13 protein-coding genes and 1 CRISPR repeat array (1 of these 14 cut by a window edge) are annotated in these 15805 nt (G+C 60.8%); of the genes, 12 read left to right on the top strand and 1 reads right to left on the bottom strand.

Annotation, left to right across the window (positions count from 1 at the left end; genetic code table 11):
• Window positions 1-6: 6 nt before the first annotated feature.
• The 8 genes from lpxA (at window position 7) to AC0969_RS04225 (ending at window position 8827) form a co-directional block, all read left to right on the top strand.
• Window positions 7-789 carry an acyl-ACP--UDP-N-acetylglucosamine O-acyltransferase gene (lpxA, locus tag AC0969_RS04260; RefSeq protein ID WP_479622896.1) on the top strand — a complete coding sequence of 261 codons (783 nt, stop codon included), beginning with the start codon at window positions 7-9 and terminating at the stop codon, window positions 787-789.
• Window positions 789-1955 carry a lipid-A-disaccharide synthase gene (gene lpxB / locus AC0969_RS04255; RefSeq protein WP_479622895.1) on the top strand — a complete coding sequence of 389 codons (1167 nt, stop codon included), beginning with the start codon at window positions 789-791 and terminating at the stop codon, window positions 1953-1955. The genes lpxA and lpxB overlap by 1 nt, the downstream gene beginning before the upstream one ends.
• Window positions 1918-2547 (top strand): ribonuclease HII, encoded by a 630-nt coding sequence (gene rnhB / locus AC0969_RS04250; RefSeq protein WP_479622894.1) that lies wholly within the window; start codon window positions 1918-1920, stop codon window positions 2545-2547. The genes lpxB and rnhB overlap by 38 nt, the downstream gene beginning before the upstream one ends.
• The gene (locus AC0969_RS04245; RefSeq protein ID WP_479622893.1) at window positions 2544-3317 is read left to right on the top strand and encodes a TrmH family RNA methyltransferase; all 774 of its coding nucleotides are present in this window, start codon (window positions 2544-2546) and stop codon (window positions 3315-3317) included. Before rnhB ends, AC0969_RS04245 begins: the two co-directional genes overlap by 4 nt.
• A 176-nt stretch (window positions 3318-3493) precedes the next feature.
• A complete protein-coding gene (gene carA / locus AC0969_RS04240) occupies window positions 3494-4666 on the top strand; it encodes a glutamine-hydrolyzing carbamoyl-phosphate synthase small subunit (protein WP_479622892.1) in 1173 nt (390 codons plus the stop codon).
• Window positions 4659-7913: a carbamoyl-phosphate synthase large subunit gene (gene carB, locus AC0969_RS04235; protein ID WP_479622891.1), complete on the top strand. Its 3255-nt coding sequence runs from the start codon at window positions 4659-4661 to the stop codon at window positions 7911-7913. The genes carA and carB overlap by 8 nt, the downstream gene beginning before the upstream one ends.
• 18 nt (window positions 7914-7931) lie before the next feature.
• Window positions 7932-8408 (top strand): transcription elongation factor GreA, encoded by a 477-nt coding sequence (gene greA / locus AC0969_RS04230; protein ID WP_479622890.1) that lies wholly within the window; start codon window positions 7932-7934, stop codon window positions 8406-8408.
• Between the two features lie 5 nt (window positions 8409-8413).
• Window positions 8414-8827, top strand: coding sequence for a DUF4149 domain-containing protein (locus tag AC0969_RS04225; protein WP_479622889.1), 414 nt, complete (start codon window positions 8414-8416; stop codon window positions 8825-8827).
• Between the two features lies 1 nt (window position 8828).
• Here the strand turns inward: AC0969_RS04225 and AC0969_RS04220 are convergent, their stop codons facing one another.
• Window positions 8829-9311 (bottom strand): YhbY family RNA-binding protein, encoded by a 483-nt coding sequence (locus AC0969_RS04220; protein ID WP_479622888.1) that lies wholly within the window; start codon window positions 9309-9311, stop codon window positions 8829-8831.
• A gap of 21 nt (window positions 9312-9332) precedes the next feature.
• On the opposite strand from AC0969_RS04220, the gene AC0969_RS04215 reads away from it, so the two are divergent.
• The 4 genes from AC0969_RS04215 to glmM all read left to right on the top strand — a co-directional run bounded on the left by AC0969_RS04215 (window position 9333) and on the right by glmM (window position 14453).
• Window positions 9333-10040 carry an RlmE family RNA methyltransferase gene (locus tag AC0969_RS04215; protein ID WP_479622887.1) on the top strand — a complete coding sequence of 236 codons (708 nt, stop codon included), beginning with the start codon at window positions 9333-9335 and terminating at the stop codon, window positions 10038-10040.
• Between the two features lie 119 nt (window positions 10041-10159).
• Window positions 10160-12082, top strand: a complete 1923-nt coding sequence (gene ftsH / locus AC0969_RS04210) for an ATP-dependent zinc metalloprotease FtsH (RefSeq protein WP_479622886.1) — start codon at window positions 10160-10162, stop codon at window positions 12080-12082.
• Window positions 12083-12196: 114 nt separating this feature from the next.
• A complete protein-coding gene (gene folP, locus AC0969_RS04205) occupies window positions 12197-13045 on the top strand; it encodes a dihydropteroate synthase (protein WP_479622885.1) in 849 nt (282 codons plus the stop codon).
• Window positions 13046-13097: 52 nt separating this feature from the next.
• Window positions 13098-14453, top strand: a complete 1356-nt coding sequence (glmM, locus tag AC0969_RS04200; protein WP_479622884.1) for a phosphoglucosamine mutase — start codon at window positions 13098-13100, stop codon at window positions 14451-14453.
• A gap of 119 nt (window positions 14454-14572) precedes the next feature.
• Window positions 14573-15805: direct repeats of the CRISPR family, unit length 36 nt; unit sequence GTTCCGGTCAGAGCGCATATCCCAATCGTCTAGACT (it continues 3223 nt past the right edge of the window).

The following is a 15805-nucleotide window of genomic DNA, read 5'->3' as shown; positions in this document are numbered from 1 at the left end:
GACCGCGTGACCGCTATCCATGCCACCGCCCTGGTAGACCCGTCCGCAGAGTTGGACGCATCGGTCACCATTGGCCCCTACACCGTGGTCGGCCCGCACGTCAAAATTGGCGCGGGCACCAGCGTGGGGCCGCATTGCGTCATCCAGGGCCACACCACCATTGGCCGTGACAACCGCATCTTCCAATTCAATTCCCTGGGTGCCGACCCGCAGGACAAAAAATTTGCAGGCGAGCCCACCGAGTTGGTGATGGGCGACCGCAACACCATCCGCGAGTTCTGCACTTTCAACCTCGGCACGGTACAGGACGCAGGCGTGACCCGCATCGGCGACGACAACTGGATCATGGCCTACGTGCACATTGCGCACGACTGCCTGTTGGGCGACCAGATCACAATGGCCAATAGCGTCACCCTGGCCGGTCATGTGCAGGTGGGCGACTGGGCCACCGTGGGTGGCCTCACCGGCGTGCTGCAACGCATGCGTATCGGTGCCCACACCATGGTCGGTTTTGCCAGCCATGTGGGTAAAGACATTCCGCCTTTCATGGTGGTGGACGGCAACCCGCTGGCGGTGCGTGCCGTCAATTTGGTCGGCTTGAAGCGGCGTGGCTTCTCTGATGTACGCATCAAAGCTATCCGTGAAATGCACAAGTTGCTCTACCGCCAGGGCAAGACGCTGATTGAGGCCCGTAGCGCCATCCAGGCCTTGGATGTGCCCGAAGCGGCGGCCGATATTGCTTTGATGGACGACTTCCTCGCCACCTCCGTCAGCGGCATCGCCCGTTAATGTCCGATCCCCGCATCGCCATGGTGGCAGGCGAGGCCTCTGGCGACCTGCTGGCGGGCTTGGTGCTCGACGGCCTGCGTGCCCGCTGGCCCGATTTGCAGGCCAGTGGCATCGGTGGCCCGCAGATGGTCCGGCGGGGTTTCCTGGCCCACTGGCCCAGCGAACGGCTGGCGGTGCATGGCTACAACATGGACGTGTTCCGCCGCCTGTTTGAACTCTTGGGCATCCGCAAGCAGTTGCGCAAACGGCTGTTGGTCGAGCGGCCCGACGTGTTCATCGGTGTGGATGCACCTGATTTCAATCTGGGGTTGGAGGCGGCGTTGAAAGAGGCCGGTGTTCCCACGGTGCATTTTGTCTGCCCGTCGATCTGGGCCTGGCGTGCCGACCGGGTGGAAAAAATCCGCCGCGCTGCCGACCATGTGCTGTGTATCTTCCCGTTCGAGCCCGATTTGCTGGCCCAGCACGGAATCAAAGCGACCTATGTAGGCCACCCGTTGGCCAATGTGATTCCGCTACAGCCGGACCGCACCGCTGCGCGCCAGAAGCTGGGCCTTGCGCCGGAGGACACCGTGGTCGCGATCCTGCCCGGTAGCCGCCAGTCAGAAATCAAATACCTGGCTTCAAGGTTCTTTCAGGCTGCAGCGCTTATGTTGCTTGCACATCCAGCTATTAAATTTGTAGTGCCTGCGGTGCCTACGCTGCGCACGCAGATTGAAGCCCTGGCGGCGCAAGCGGGCATGGCCGGGCGCATCCAGATCGTTTCCGGCCAATCGCACACCGTGCTGGCGGCCTGTGACCTGACCCTGATCGCCAGCGGCACGGCTACGCTGGAGGCGGCGCTGTTCAAGCGGCCCATGGTGATTGCCTACAACATGCACTGGATGTCCTGGAAACTGATGCAGCGCAAGCAGCTCCAGCCCTGGGTGGGTTTGCCGAATATTTTGTGCCGCGACTTCGTGGTGCCCGAGTTGCTGCAAGACGCGGCCACGCCCCAAGCCCTGGCCGATGCCTGCTTACAGTGGCTGGCCCTTGCATCCCCTTCTGCCTCTGCGAGAATCTCGGCCCTTGAAGCCACATTCACCACGCTGCACCATAGCTTGCAGCGCGACACCGCCCAGTTAGCCACCGATGCCATCCAAAAAATTATTGCCACCCGCGCAAGCTGAGCTGACTTGGCCCACCCACGGCCTGGTCGCTGGGGTAGATGAAGCCGGGCGCGGCCCGCTGGCCGGACCGGTGGTGGCTGCCGCCGTGATCCTGGACGAGCGCCAGCCGATTGCGGGCCTGGCCGACTCGAAAAAACTCAGCGCCAAGCGCCGCGCCCAGCTGTATGACGAAATCCTCGCCAAAGCCTTGTGCTGCTCGATCGCCGAGGCCAGCGTGGAAGAAATTGAAAAACTCAACATCCTGCAAGCCACCATGCTGGCCATGCAGCGTGCCGTGCAGGGCCTGCGCCTCAAGCCCGGCCATGTGTTGGTGGACGGCAATCGCGTGCCGGTGCTGGCCATGACCAGCGAGGCGATTGTGAAAGGCGATGCTTTAGTGCCTGCCATTTCCGCTGCGTCCATCCTCGCCAAGGTGACCCGCGACCGCTGGTGCGCCCAGGTCGATGCCGTGTACCCGCAGTACGGGTTTGCCGGACACAAGGGCTATGGCACGGCAGCCCATCTGACGGCGCTTGAGGCGCACGGGGCCTGCCCGTTGCACCGAAAAACCTTTGCCCCCGTCACGGCGGTTATTTCTCAGGGCCTGCGATGAGCTCCGATCCTATTACCCACATCCAGTCGCGCGACAACCCGCTGCTCAAAGAACTGCGCCGCTTATCGCAAGACAGCACCGCTTACCGAAAAGCAGGCCGGGTCTGGCTCGAAGGCGATCACCTGTGCCGCGCCGCGCTGGCCCGGGGCTGGAAACCTGCACTGGCAATTTTTTCAGAGTCTTTTTGGCCTCTAGCGCAGGTGCAGTATGCGCAAGCAGCTACTAAAACAATAGTATTGGCTGATGCGCTGTTTGCCGACCTCAGCAGCCTGGAGTCACCCGCCCAGATGGGCTTTGTGGTGGATGTGCCCACGGTGGCCGCGCTGGACCCGGCAGCGGCCAGCGTCATCCTCGACCGGGTGCAGGATGCGGGCAATGTCGGCTCCATTCTGCGCAGTGCGGGGGCGTTTGGGTTCAAGCAAATCATCGCCCTCAAAGGCTCGGCGGCGCTGTGGAGTCCCAAAGTTTTGCGCGCCGGCATGGGGGCGCACTTTGGCCTGCGCCTGGTCGAAGGCGTGGAGCCCGATGCGCTGGATGCCCTGACCGTGCCGCTGGTCGTCACCAGCTCCCACCAAGGTGCGTTGTTGCAAGACCAGAAGCTGCCCTTCCCCTGCGCCTGGGCGATGGGCCACGAAGGGCAGGGCGTGGGTCCGGCCCTGCTGGCGCGCGCCACAGTGGCGGTGCGGATCGGCCAGCCAGGAGGTGAAGAGTCATTGAACGTGGCCGCTGCTGCCGCGATTTGTCTGCATGCCTCGTCGCTAGGGCGTTGAGTCGCTCAGGGTTTGCACGGAGTTTGGGCCGAAATCTGCAACAGTGCTCGGCTATAATCGTGGGCTTTCCCGCATCCCCGTACGCCTAGCGCCTGCCCCGCATCCCCCTCCAAAGCATTTGCAAGAGTTTTCTCTTGGTCAGCGTGGGCGTACCCGTAACTATTTCGGAGAACCCAGTGCTTTTGTCTCTTCAGGGAACCTTCCCATCCGCCATTTTGGCGCTCGCAGACGGCACGGTCTTTGTTGGCAACTCCATTGGCGCTCCCGGCTCCACTGTAGGCGAAGTGGTGTTCAACACCGCCATGACCGGCTACCAGGAAATCCTCACCGACCCCAGCTACTGCCAGCAGATCGTCACCCTGACGTACCCGCACATCGGCAATACCGGCGTCAATGTGGAAGACGTGGAGGCCGCCCGCGTCCACGCCGCTGGCTTGGTCATCAAAGACCTGCCCATGGTTGCCTCCAACTTTCGTAGCCACCTCAGTTTGTCGGACTATTTAGTTCAGCAAAACACGGTCGCCATTGCCAACCTCGACACCCGCAAGCTGACCCGCCACCTGCGCACCCATGGCGCGCAAAACGGCTGCATCTTGGCCCTGCCCGCAGGCCAGAGCGTCAACGCTGAAAATACTGCCCAGGCAGTGGCTGCTGCTAAGGTTGCCCCGAGCATGGCGGGCCTGGACTTGGCGAAAGTGGTGTCTGCCAAGGCATCCTACGTCTGGACCCAGACCGAGTGGAATCTGGTCGGTGGTTACGGCAACCAAGACGCGCCGCGTTTTCACGTGGTGGCCTACGACTTCGGTGTCAAATTCAATATCCTGCGCATGCTGAGCCAAAGGGGCTGCAAGGTCACTGTGGTGCCTGCGCAAACCAGCGCTGCCGAGGTGCTGGCGTTGAAGCCGGACGGCGTGTTCCTGTCCAACGGCCCCGGCGATCCACAGCCTTGCGACTACGCGATTGCCGCTGCGGCAGAGCTAATCGAGTCTGGCATTCCTACCTTCGGCATCTGTCTGGGCCACCAAATCATGGCCCTGGCCAGCGGTGCCAAGACCTTCAAGATGAAGTTCGGCCACCACGGTGCAAACCACCCGGTCAAAGACCTGGACGACAACCGCGTCAGCATCACCAGCCAGAACCACGGCTTCGCGGTCGATGCAGCCACGCTGCCCGCCAACCTGCGCGCTACCCATATCAGCCTGTTCGACGGCACGCTGCAAGGCCTGGCCCGTACCGACAAACCCGCGTTCTGCTTCCAGGGTCACCCTGAAGCCTCGCCCGGCCCCCACGACATCTCGTACCTGTTTGACCGCTTTACCGCACTGATGGAGAAAACAAAAAATGCCTAAGCGGACCGACCTTCAATCCATCCTCATCATTGGCGCTGGCCCGATCATCATCGGCCAGGCCTGTGAGTTCGACTACTCCGGCGTGCAGGCCTGCAAGGCGCTGCGCGAGGAGGGCTACCGCGTCATCCTGATCAACAGCAACCCTGCCACGATCATGACCGACCCGGCCACGGCCGACGTCACCTACATCGAGCCCATCACCTGGCAGACGGTCGAGAAGATCATCGCCAAAGAGCGCCCCGACGCGATCCTGCCCACCATGGGCGGCCAGACTGCGCTGAACTGCGCGCTGGACCTGTGGCACAACGGCGTGCTGGCCAAGTACACCGGCGCGGCCACCGGCAAGCCGGTCGAGCTGATTGGCGCCAAGCCCGAAGCCATCGACAAGGCCGAAGACCGCCTGAAGTTCAAGGACGCGATGACCAAGATCGGTCTGGGCTCGGCCCGTTCCGGCATTGCGCACAGCATGGAAGAGGCCTGGGTTGTGCAGCGCGAGATGGGCTTTCCCACCGTCATCCGCCCCAGCTTCACCCTGGGTGGTACCGGTGGCGGTATTGCCTACAACCCGGAAGAGTTCGAAACCATCTGCAAGCGCGGCCTGGAGGCCTCGCCCACCAACGAGCTGCTGATCGAAGAGTCGCTGCTGGGTTGGAAAGAGTACGAAATGGAAGTGGTGCGCGACACCGCCGACAATTGCATCATCGTCTGCTCGATCGAAAATCTGGACCCGATGGGTGTGCACACCGGTGACTCGATCACCGTGGCCCCGGCCCAAACCCTGACCGACAAGGAATACCAGCTGCTGCGTAACGCCAGCCTGGCCGTGTTGCGCGAAATCGGTGTGGACACCGGTGGCTCCAACGTGCAGTTCTCCATCAATCCGGAAGATGGCCGGATGGTGGTGATCGAGATGAATCCACGCGTTTCGCGGTCCTCGGCCCTGGCCTCTAAGGCCACGGGTTTCCCGATCGCCAAGGTCGCGGCCAAGTTGGCCGTCGGCTACACGCTGGACGAGCTGCGTAACGACATCACCAACGGTGCCACGCCCGCCAGCTTTGAGCCCAGCATCGACTACGTGGTCACCAAGATCCCGCGTTTTGCGTTCGAGAAATTCCCCACCGCCGATTCGCGTTTGACCACACAGATGAAGTCGGTCGGCGAAGTGATGGCGATGGGCCGCACCTTCCAGGAATCCTTCCAGAAAGCCCTGCGCGGTCTGGAAGTGGGCGTGGACGGCATGAACGAGAAAACCCAGGACCGCGAAGTACTGGAAAAAGAACTCGGCGAACCCGGCCCCGAGCGCATCTGGTACGTGGGCGACGCATTTGCCGCCGGTTGGACGGTGGACGAAGTGTTCGCGCTGACCAAGATCGACCCCTGGTTTCTGGTGCAGATCGAGCAGATCGTGAAGATCGAGCTGGAGCTGGAGACCAAGACGCTAGAAGAACTCGACGCGGCCACCTTGCGGGCCTTGAAGCAAAAAGGCTTCTCCGACCGCCGCCTGGCCAAGCAGCTCAAAACCACCGACACGGCGATCCGTCAGAAGCGCATTGCACTTGGTGTGCGTCCGGTCTACAAGCGCGTGGACACCTGCGCTGCCGAATTTGCCACCGACACCGCCTACCTGTATTCCACCTATGAGGCCGAGGGAGGCGAGTGCGAAGCCGCGCCGACCAACAACAAAAAGATCATGGTGCTGGGCGGTGGCCCGAACCGTATCGGCCAGGGCATCGAATTTGACTACTGCTGCGTGCACGCCGCGCTGGCCCTGCGCGAAGACGGGTACGAGACCATCATGGTCAACTGCAACCCCGAAACCGTGTCCACCGACTACGATACCTCCGACCGCCTGTACTTCGAGCCGCTGACGCTGGAAGACGTGCTGGAAATCGTCGACAAAGAAAAGCCTTTCGGCGTGATCGTGCAGTACGGCGGCCAAACCCCGTTGAAGCTGGCGCTCGACCTGGAAGCCAATGGCGTGCCCATCATCGGCACCAGCCCCGACATGATTGACGCCGCCGAAGACCGTGAGCGCTTCCAGAAGCTGCTGCACGAGCTCGGCCTGCGCCAGCCACCCAATGCCACGGCCCGTACCGAGCCCGAAGCGCTGGAGAAGGCGGCCGCCCTGGGCTATCCCTTGGTGGTGCGCCCCAGTTACGTGCTGGGCGGTCGGGCGATGGAAATCGTCCACGAGCAGCGCGATCTGGAGCGCTACATGCGCGAGGCCGTCAAGGTCAGCCACGATTCGCCCGTGCTGCTGGACCGCTTCCTGAACGACGCGATCGAATGCGATGTGGACGCGATTTGCGACGGCCAGCGCGTGTTCATTGGCGGCGTGATGGAGCACATCGAGCAAGCCGGCGTGCACAGCGGCGACTCGGCCTGCTCGCTGCCCCCGTACTACCTGTCGGCCGCCACCGTGACCGAAATCAAACGCCAGACCACGGCCATGGCGCATGCGCTCAAGGTGGTGGGCCTGATGAACGTGCAGTTCGCCATCCAGCATGTGGATGGCCAGGACGTGATCTACGTACTCGAAGTGAATCCGCGTGCCTCGCGCACCGTGCCCTTCGTCAGCAAGGCCACTGGCATCCAGCTGGCCAAGGTTGCGGCGCGCTGCATGGTCGGCCAGTCGCTGGATGCGCAAGGTATCTTTAAAGAAGTTACGCCGCCGTATTTCAGCGTTAAAGAAGCCGTGTTTCCGTTCGTCAAGTTCCCTGGTGTGGATACGATTCTCGGCCCAGAGATGAAGTCCACCGGCGAGGTGATGGGCGTGGGCAAGACCTTTGGTGAAGCCTTCGTGAAGTCGCAAATCGGTGCGGGCACTAAGTTGCCACGCTCGGGCAAGGCGTTTGTGTCGGTGAAGAACAACGACAAGGCGCGTGCCGTGGAAGTGGCGCGTGGTTTAGCGGCGTTGGGCTTTGATCTGATCGCCACCAAGGGCACGTCAGCTGCTTTCCAGGCGGCAGGTATTCCTTGCACCACGGTCAACAAGGTCACCGAAGGTCGGCCGAACATCGTGGACATGATCAAGAACAACGAGATTGCTTTGGTCATCAACACCGTGGAAGAGCGTCGCAACGCGATTGCCGATTCACGCCACATCCGCACCTCGGCCCTGCTGGCCCGCGTCACCACCTTCACCACCATTTTTGGTGCCGAAGCGGCGGTGGAAGGCATGCAGTACCTGGACGACCTGGATGTGATCTCGGTACAAGAAATGCACGCGCAGCTGGCGGCCCAATAAGAACCCTGGAATTTCACCATGTTGACTATCCCCATTACCAAACGTGGCGCTGAGAGCCTTAAAGCCGAGCTGCACAAGCTCAAGACGGTCGAGCGCCCCTGGGTCATCAACGCCATCTCTGAGGCCCGTGCCCAGGGTGATTTGAGCGAAAACGCTGAATACGAATCCGCCAAAGACCGCCAGGGCTTTATCGAAGGCCGTATCCAGGAGGTTGAAGGCAAGCTGTCGGCAGCGCAAATTATCGACCCCACCGCGTTGGATGCCGGTGGCCGCGTCGTGTTTGGTGCCACGGTCGATCTGGAAGACGAAGACAGCGGCCAGGCCGTGCAGTACCAGATCGTGGGCGAAGACGAGGCCGATCTCAAGCTGGGCCGTGTCAACGTTTCCAGCCCTATTGCCCGCGCCCTGATCGGTAAGGAAGTGGGCGACACCGCCGAGGTAAACGCACCCGGCGGCATCAAGCGCTATGAAGTGATGGCTGTCAGCTACATCTGAAGTCGATGCGCCAACGCTTGCCCGTGCTGCTGGCGGCCCTCTGGTGGGGCAGCCTGACGACGCTGGGCTTCATGGTGGTGCCGATGCTGTTTGCGGTGCTGCCGACCCCGGCGATGGCCGGGGGCATGGCTGCCAAGTTGTTCACAGCGCAGACCTGGCTGTCAATGGCTTGTACGCTGATCCTGCTGCTGACTCTTAGGTCAAAACAGGTTCTGGCGCATATCGTACCTACGCATGTAGCTACTATTTTTGTAGCATTGGGTTTGTTGGCTGCGGTCTTGGTGGAATTTGCGATCTCGCCGCACATCGTGGCGCGGGAGAACTTGAAACTGTGGCACGGCCTGGGCAGTGCCTTATACCTGCTGCAATGGTTGGCAGCGGGCGCGACACTGTGGAAAGTGTCGGCCCAGCGCGGCTAGATCAGGTCTGGCTGCGCTTTTTCAGACTGGTTTTGGGCTTCGGCTTGGCGCGTTTTACCGTGCCGCCTGCGGTTAGGCGCTGGTTGCCCAGCACGCGCAAAGTCTTCACTTCAGGGCGTTGGCCACCACGGGTGCTGTGTTTGAGCACCTTGAAATCGCGTGGACCGGCCATGCGGTCTTCGTCCACCCGGCGTTCTTTGGTGATTTCAGGTTGTGGGCGCCACAGCACCAGCAGTTTGCCGATGTGCTGGATGGGGGCCGCGCTGAGTTCGTCGGCCAAGGCCAGGAACATTGCTTCACGGGCGACACGGTCGTCCGAGAAAACGCGGACCTTGATCAGGCCGTGGGAGTTCAACGCGAGGTTGATTTCTTTGGTGACAGCGGGGGTCAGGCCGTCGCTGCCAACCATCACCACAGGGTTTAAATGGTGGGCTTCGGCGCGGTGCACCTTGCGCTGGGCAGGGGTAAGTTGTATTTGTGACATGTGCGTATTATCAAGGCCAAGATGAAAGTTAAAACAAAAAGTAAAAAAGTCAACAAGGCGTGGCTTAACGACCACGTCAACGACCCCTATGTCGTGTTGGCGAAACGCGAGGGTTACCGTGCCCGCGCAGCCTATAAATTGAAGGAAATTGATGAGACTTTCCACCTCATCAAGCCCGGCCACTTGGTGGTTGATCTGGGCTCTACCCCCGGTGCCTGGTGCCAGTACGTGCGGCGCAAGATGTCGCCCAAGACGGCGGCGGGCGGCGGTGCGGCGGTGGGGGCACTCAATGGCAGCATCATCGCCATCGACCTGCTGCCGATGGAGCCGGTGGAAGGCGTGGTGTTCTTCCAGGGGGATTTCCGCGAAGACGAAATGTTGGACAAATTGACCCAGGCTATGGATGGACGCTTGGCCGATGTCATCTTGTCGGACATGGCCCCCAATCTGTCGGGCATCCATGCCGCCGATGCCGCACGCATTGAGGGCCTGGTTGAACTGGCGGTAGATTTCTGCCACAGCCATTTGAAGCCGCAGGGTGCGCTGGTAGTCAAGCTGTTCCACGGCGGGGCCTACGACCCGCTGGTGAAGCTCTTCAAGCAGACCTTTCACATGGTCAAACCGATCAAGCCCAAAGCCTCGCGGGACAAATCCACAGAAACTTTTTTGGTCGGCGTAGGCTTGAAAGTCGCACCCAAACCCGCGCATTTAGAGCCTGAAAACGGCTAGTCAAGCCGCTAAACCCTTGTTGCCTCTATGGCTGCACGGCCCAAGAATTGCTGTAAGCGCACTTGAAACGCCTAAAATGGTACGCACTTACGTTGAAGTCTTTCCTACCGGAGCATTGCTTGAAAAATCCGTGGTTTTCCAAAATTGCCGTATGGCTCGTCATTGCGATGGTGCTATTCACGGTTTTTAAACAGTTCGACACCCGCGCGGGTGTGGGTTCTGGGTATGTTGGCTATTCGGACTTTTTGGACGAAGTACGCAGCAACCGCATCAAAACTGTCACTATCCAAGAGGGCCAGGGTGGCACGGAGATTGTGGCTGTCACCAATGACGACCGCCGTATCCGCACCAACGCCACCTACCTCGACCGGGGTTTGGTGGGCGACCTGATCGCCAACAACGTCAAATTTGATGTTAAACCCCGCGAAGAAGGCTCCTTGCTCATGACCTTGCTGGTCAGCTGGGGCCCGATGCTGCTGCTGGTGGGCGTGTGGGTGTACTTCATGCGCCAGATGCAGGGCGGCGGCAAAGGCGGCGCGTTCAGCTTCGGTAAAAGCAAAGCCCGCATGATGGACGAAAACAACAATGTCGTAACTTTTGCCGACGTGGCCGGTTGCGACGAAGCCAAGGAAGAAGTCAAGGAAGTCGTCGATTTCCTGAAAGACCCGGCCAAGTTCCAGAAGCTGGGTGGTCGCATCCCCCGGGGCTTGCTGTTGGTCGGCCCTCCTGGCACCGGTAAAACCTTGTTGGCCAAGAGCATTGCTGGCGAGGCCAAAGTGCCTTTCTTCAGCATCAGCGGTTCCGACTTCGTGGAAATGTTCGTCGGCGTGGGCGCGGCCCGGGTCCGTGACATGTTCGAGAATGCCAAAAAGAACGCACCTTGCATCATCTTTATCGATGAAATTGATGCCGTGGGCCGCCAACGTGGCGCGGGCCTGGGCGGTGGCAACGACGAGCGCGAACAAACCCTGAACCAGATGCTGGTCGAGATGGACGGCTTTGAAACCAACCTCGGCGTGATCGTGGTGGCGGCTACCAACCGCCCCGACATACTGGACGCGGCCCTGCTGCGCCCCGGCCGCTTTGACCGCCAGGTCTACGTCACGCTGCCCGATATTCGTGGCCGCGAGCAGATTCTGGTCGTCCACATGCGCAAGATCCCGGTCAGCCAGGACGTGAACCCCAACGTGATTGCCCGTGGCACGCCCGGTATGTCGGGTGCCGATCTGGCCAACCTGTGTAACGAAGCCGCGCTGATGGCGGCCCGCCGCAGTGCCCGCGTGGTGGAGATGCAAGACTTCGAGAAGGCCAAGGACAAGATCCTCATGGGACCCGAGCGCAAAAGCATGGTTATGCCCGAGGAAGAGCGCCGCAATACGGCCTACCACGAGTCTGGCCACGCCCTGATCGGCAAGCTGCTGCCCAAGTGCGACCCGGTGCACAAAGTCACTGTAATCCCCCGTGGCCGTGCCCTGGGTGTCACCATGAGCCTGCCCGCACAAGACCGTTACAGCTACGACAGCGAATACATGCTGAGCCAGATCAGCATGCTGTTCGGTGGCCGTATCGCCGAGGAAGTGTTCATGCACCAAATGACCACCGGTGCCAGCAACGACTTCGAGCGTGCCACCGCCATCGCCCGCGACATGGTGACCCGCTACGGTATGACCGATGCGCTGGGCCCTATGGTTTACGCCGAGAACGAAGGCGAAGTGTTCCTGGGCCGCTCGGTCACCAAGACCACCAATATGAGCGAGCAGACCATGCAAAAGGTCGATAGCGAAGTGCGCCGCATCATCGACCAGCAGTACGCCCTAGCGCGCAAGCTGATCGAAGGCAACAGCGACAAGATGCACGCGATGGCCAAGGCCTTGCTCGAATGGGAAACCATTGACGTGGAGCAGATTGACGACATCATGGCTGGCCGCGAACCCCGTCCACCGAAAGACTGGACCCCCCGCACGCCCACCGGCGGCGGCAGCAACGGTGATAGCGGTGGCGCACCCGTAGTGGCGGTTGAACCCGCACCAACCGCTGCATAACAGCCATCTGCGAACGCGGTGATTTTGATAACGGGGCCTTTGGGCCCCGTTTCCATTTCTGATAATTTCAGACCCACAGGACTTGCGTCTAGTCCGAACAACCATTCCATTTCCATGATCTGGCAAACCACCCGCTTTCACATCGACCTGGCCCAGCCGCAGGTGATGGGCATCGTGAACGTCACTCCCGATTCATTTTCTGACGGTGGGCAGCACGCCACCACCTCGGCTGCGCTGGCGCAATGCGAACAGCTGCTGCGCGAAGGGGCGCACATTCTCGATATTGGCGCGGAATCCACCCGCCCCGGGGCCCAGCCGGTGCCTGTGGCACAGGAGCTTGCCCGCTTGCTTCCGGTACTGCGGGCCGCCACCACGCTGGGCGTGCCCATCTCGGTCGATACCTACAAGCCGCAGGTCATGCAGGCGGCGCTGGATGCGGGCATCGACATCCTCAATGACATCTGGGCCCTGCGCTGGAGCGACCCATTGCACCCGCTTGCCGCTACGGACGTGGTGGCGCAGCACCCTTCTTGCGGTGTCTGCCTGATGCATATGCACCGCGATCCGCTAACGATGCAGACCGCACCCATGCAGGGTGATGTGGTGGAACAAGTGCTATTATTTTTAGAGCTGCATGCGCAGGAACTATATGCGCTAGGTATCGAAAAGGCTCGTATTTTGCTGGACCCGGGCATTGGTTTTGGCAAAACCGTTGCCCAAAATTTCGCCCTGCTGGCACAGCAATCCGCCTTGCTGGCCTTGGGCTATCCGCTGCTGGTGGGCTGGTCGCGCAAATCCTCACTGGCCGGCATGTCCGATACCCCTCTGGGCCCCGATGCGCGCTTGATTCCCAGCGTCGCAGCGGCCCTGTTGGCGATTGAACGTGGTGCACGGGTGGTGCGGGTGCATGACGTTGCGGCTACAGTGCAAGCCGTCAAGGTGTGGGCTGCTGCGCGCGGGTAAGCTCGCAGCCCAGCCCAGACCCCGGTGTGACCCTAAAAATAAAAGGAAACTTATGTCCCGTCAGTATTTTGGAACCGATGGCATCCGTGGCCCGGTCGGCAAGGCTCCCATCACCCCCGACTTCGTACTGCGCCTGGCCCATGCAGTAGGCCGCGTACTCAAGCAAACCGAAGCCCGCCCCACGGTGCTGATCGGCAAAGACACCCGCATCTCTGGCTACATGCTGGAAAGCGCACTTGAATCCGGCTTCAACTCCGCCGGTGTCGATGTGGTGCTGCTCGGCCCCTTGCCCACCCCCGGCGTGGCCTACCTGACCCGTGCGCAGCGCGCCAGTCTGGGCGTGGTGATCAGCGCCAGCCACAACCCCTACTATGACAACGGCATCAAGTTCTTCAGTGCCCAGGGTGCCAAGCTGCCCGATGCCTGGGAGCTGGCCGTAGAAGCCGCGCTGGACACGCCACCCGTATGGGCCGACTCCGCCTCGCTCGGCAAAACCCGCCGCCTCGAAGATGCGTCCGGCCGCTATATCGAATTCTGCAAAAGCACCTTCCCGAACGACCTGACCCTCAAAGGCGTGCGCATTGTGGTCGATGGGGCACACGGTGCGGCCTACCAGATTGCGCCCAAAGTGTTCCACGAGCTGGGTGCCGAAGTCATCGCCATTGGCTGCACGCCCGACGGCATCAACATCAACGAAAACGTCGGTGCCACCCACCCCCAGGCGCTGGTCGATGCGGTCAAGGCCCACCGTGCCGACTTCGGCGTGGCGCTGGACGGCGATGCCGACCGCTTGCAAATGGTCGATGCCGATGGCCGCCTGTTCAACGGCGATGAAATCCTCTACCTGATGGTCAAAGAACGCCTGTCTCGTGGTGGCAAATCGGCCAGCAAGCGGGCGGGCGATGCCGTGCCCGGCGTGGTCGGCACGCTGATGACCAACATGGCGGTGGAACTCGCGCTCAAAGACAAAGGTGTGGAGCTGGTCCGCGCCAAAGTGGGCGACCGCTACGTGCTGGAAGAGCTGGAAAAGCGCGGCTGGCTGCTCGGCGGTGAGGGCTCAGGCCACCTGCTGGCGCTGGACAAGCACACCACCGGTGACGGCCTGGTCAGCGCCCTGCAAGTCCTGCAAGCCTGCATGCGCACCGGCCAAACCCTGGCCGAACTGTTGGCCGACCTGACCCTGTTCCCGCAAACCCTGGTCAACGTGCGCCTGCAACCCGGCCAGGACTGGAAAGCCAACACCCAGCTGCCCATTGCCACCCGGGCCGCCGAAGCCGAACTCGGCAACAACGGCCGCGTGCTGATCCGCGCCAGCGGCACCGAGCCCTTGGTGCGGGTGATGGTGGAAGCCCGGGATGCGGAGCAGGCCAAGGCGTGCGCGGAACGGATCGCGGCGACGCTGCGGTAGTCAGTGGAGATTGGCGTTTTTTGGGGGGGGCTGTGTGGGTGGTCATGACATTTACACACACACAGTCGCCCCGAATTATTTTAGTTGTCGTTGCGGTAATCACGACCGATCCTTTTGAAGTTCCGGTCAGAGTGCATATCCCAATCGTCTAGACTAGTAATGCGTTTTGGCATTCCATTGTTGCAGTTCCGGTCAGAGCGCATATCCCAATCGTCTAGACTTTAGCAAGCGCACGGGTAGTCGTTACGACTGTTCCGGTCAGAGCGCATATCCCAATCGTCTAGACTCTTCGCTGGGCATTGGTTTGACCGGTTTTGGTTCCGGTCAGAGCGCATATCCCAATCGTCTAGACTGTCTGCCCGTCATGGATCAGGCAGTCGCTAGTTCCGGTCAGAGCGCATATCCCAATCGTCTAGACTTCAACATGGTTGCGAACGTGCTGGGCATTAGTTCCGGTCAGAGCGCATATCCCAATCGTCTAGACTTGTAGCAGCTCCCCTTTGTCATCCAGAGTCGTTCCGGTCAGAGCGCATATTCCAATCGTCTAGACTTTACGCGGTCTTTGGTGATGGCGAGTTTGTGTTCCGGTCAGAGCGCATATCCCAATCGTCTAGACTTAAATGCCGTGGCTTCTTTCGACCCCTTGGGTTCCGGTCAGAGCGCATATCCCAATCGTCTAGACTCCGCCACGCATTCATAGATGCGGTGCGTGGGTTCCGGTCAGAGCGCATATCCCAATCGTCTAGACTCGAAGCCGTGTACCTCGATCAGCTGGCCGAGTTCCGGTCAGAGCGCATATCCCAATCGTCTAGACTCGCGAGACGACGCTTACCTCCCGCCTCAAGGTTCCGGTCAGAGCGCATATCCCAATCGTCTAGACTATTGACGGCTGAGTACACACGAAAGACGCAGTTCCGGTCAGAGCGCATATCCCAATCGTCTAGACTCATCGTTGCCCACGTAGGAGCGGGAATCCTGTTCCGGTCAGAGCGCATATCCCAATCGTCTAGACTCGCCCCGTTTGCCGCTGGGCAGGTGTACGCGTTCCGGTCAGAGCGCATATCCCAATCGTCTAGACTCAGAGTGCGCAGCCGGTGGCGTTGTGGTCAGTTCCGGTCAGAGCGCATATCCCAATCGTCTAGACTGATTGTCATTTTGGATTCGCCTTAAACAATGTTCCGGTCAGAGCGCATATCCCAATCGTCTAGACTCTGGCCGGGCTTGGTGGGGGTGGTCATTAAGTTCCGGTCAGAGCGCATATCCCAATCGTCTAGACTTTTAGCACCGACACACTGAACGCCGTTGTCGTTCCGGTCAGAGCGCATATCCCAATCGTCTAGACTCTTTCGCTC

Source organism: Rhodoferax sp. LB1P47 (assembly GCF_056521445.1).
The sequence above is the reverse complement of the archived record's forward strand: the minus strand, read 5'-3'. Positions and strand labels throughout refer to the sequence as shown.